Consider the following 2,534-nt stretch of genomic DNA (forward strand, 5'->3'; position numbering starts at 1 on the left):
TAATAGACCAAATGAATAAACGAGCGCTCGGATCGAGGGTTGGCAACGGCACTAGCGGTGCCACCAAGCCGCCTTCAACACTCAGGTGATCGAGGGAAGGAATGGCCGCAATCCAGATCGGGCCGGGGTTGAGGGCGACTTCACGATCACGGGCGTCAAAGAGTTGCAATTGGGCAAAGCCAGCGCCCTTGCGCCAGACCGCCTCGCTCATTTGGCCATCCATAAAGATGCGGGCCGCACCTTCGCCGATGACATTCTGCTGAATACGCCCTTGGGTATCGCCAGGCACCGGACGTTCCGGCACCTCCAGCACAATCACATTCTTAAAGCTCAATTGCTCGCCTGTCGCCCCATCAATATGGGGACGCTGCTGGCGGAAGTAGCGATAGCTATTGGTGCTGGGGTCATAGCTCCATGCCACATACGCCTCACTGTAGGTAAAGTGGTAGCGCAGATACTGGCTGGCTGGGCGCTGGGCCAGTGGCGCATCGGCTTTGATCAGGAAGCCAATTTCGTGCAGATCGCTCGGTTTTTCAAGCTGTTGCGTGGCTAAGAAAGCTTCAATCTGGGCACTGGAAGTAAAGAGATTGTGTGGCGCAAAGCGATCGCTCGAACGCCGGAAGAAGGTCTCAGCATTGCGATGTAGCGCATCCATATCCACCAACTCAACCGAATTGGCCACCATGGCCAAAGCATCGGGTGAACCACCGGCATGCACAAAGACGCCCCGGAAGCCCTTGGCATACTCAACAAAGTAGGAGCGGGCGCTGCGCACCGGGCCAATGGTGCGGAGTTCGGGGCTCAGGCCAGGTACATAGATGCCCATATAGCGCGTGATCCCAAACTCAGCCAGAGCCTCAATCACCAACGGCGCTTGGTTCATGCCCGTCTGCGGATAGGCATCACGATGATTATCAAACATGATCACATAGGGCCGCTCGCGCACACTCCCCCGTTGCAAAGTCAAGGGTGGTGGCGTAGGCACCGGAGTCGCCACAGGCGTCCGCGTAGCTACCGGGCTAGGCGTCGGCGCAGCGGCCTGTGCAGTGGCGGTAGCGCGGCCACTGAAGCTGGTAAGGATGCTCAGGAAACAGACCAACAGGAGAAGACGTTGCACATTGTAAGCCATGACGTAACCTTTTCACTCCGCGAACATGGCGGTTTCAACCAAATTACGTGCCATTCTAGCACAGGTTCGCTTGCTAATTCATGCTTTTTGGCTTTGTCACAAAAATGTTAAGCCCCTGTCATCGTACCGTCACCTCCACTACTAGGCGTCTATGTGCCCTTGGCGTATGGTGAAAGCAGGTAGGGGCACTTTACTGTTTGGAGGCATTCAGATCATCCTGATGCCGCAAACCTATTTTCTATTTTCTCGTTTCTGTATCCTTCCCTAACAACAGCTTATGAAAGGAGTATACCCATGCAAATCCAACACTATCTCAACCTGAAACGAACGGTAGCCGTTTGCTTTGCGGGCACACTAGCGCTGATCTTCGCTCTCTGGTCGTGGAGTAGCTTTGCGGCTGCCAGCCTCACGGCCAGCCCGCACAACCCGCAGCAGAACGATACGGTAACGCTGGTAGGTAACGGCTTCAGCCCCAGCGAGACCGTATCGGTCTGGATTACCTACCCCGACTATACGGTCTATGCAGTGGCCGAGGTGCAGACCAACGACAACGGCAGCTTTAGCTATCCGTATGTACCCGATTTTCTTGGAGCTACCTTCAGCCCAACCGGGCGTTACACCTATACCGCTTTTGGCCAAACGAGTGGGCGCGAAGTCTATGCCAGCATTGATGTTGCGATTGGCCAAGGGGCTGCGGCCTCGCAGCAGGTCAGCTTCAGCGCAGACATAAGCCAAGGGCATCAAGGCAGTCGGTTTGTCTTCCGTGGCAGCGGCTACGGCCCCGGCGAAGAGGTAGCGCTCTGGCTCCGCTACCCCGACAATCGCGTTACCGATCTTGGACGCACCACCGCTGGCTCGGAAGGCATCATCGAGTATGTCTTAGCTATGGGCGGTGCCCCCGTCGGCAACTACGCGCTCACTGCCTATGGTCTGCGCTCGGATCGCACTGGTATCGCCGAGTTTGAACTATTGCCGGGTGATCGAACCCATGCCCGCAGTGAGGCCACACTCAACGTCGGGCCGGATGCGAGTGCCCAGCACAGCCACGCAGCCTTCAGTGCCAGCGGCTTCCAAGCTGGCGAAGTTGTGACCATTTGGGTCACGATGCCCGATGGTTCGACGCGCTGGATCGGCGATATCGTTGCCAACAACAATGGTTCCTTGTATGCAACGCTCTACCTCAACGAACGCGACCCGGTCGGCCCACGGGTCTATACCGCCTTTGGCAACCGTAGCGGTGCCCGTGCGACCGCCAATTATCAGTTAGTGCCAGGCAGCGGATGGCATACCGGATTGGTACACGAGCAGTAGCGAATTGTGGTGCCATGTCAGATTGGAGATTGGAGATTGGAGATTGGAGATTGGAGATTGGAGATTGGAGATTGGAGATTGGAGATTGGAGATT

General features: G+C 56.4%; 2 protein-coding genes. One reads left to right on the forward strand and one right to left on the reverse strand.

All coding sequences use genetic code 11. The features are described 5' to 3' along the window. The coding region (locus CJ255_RS21625; RefSeq protein ID WP_245863659.1) for a DUF3048 domain-containing protein at positions 1 to 1,117 on the reverse strand (1,117 nt) is incomplete at its 3' end. A 306-nt stretch (positions 1,118 to 1,423) separates the two neighbouring features. On the opposite strand from CJ255_RS21625, the gene CJ255_RS21630 reads away from it, so the two are divergent. Then, positions 1,424 to 2,440, forward strand: coding sequence for a hypothetical protein (locus tag CJ255_RS21630; RefSeq protein WP_097646146.1), 1,017 nt, complete (start codon positions 1,424 to 1,426; stop codon positions 2,438 to 2,440). Positions 2,441 to 2,534 lie beyond the last annotated feature (94 nt).

This window comes from Candidatus Viridilinea mediisalina, from assembly GCF_002532535.1.
In the GTDB taxonomy this organism is placed as follows: Bacteria; Chloroflexota; Chloroflexia; order Chloroflexales; family Chloroflexaceae; genus Viridilinea; species Viridilinea mediisalina.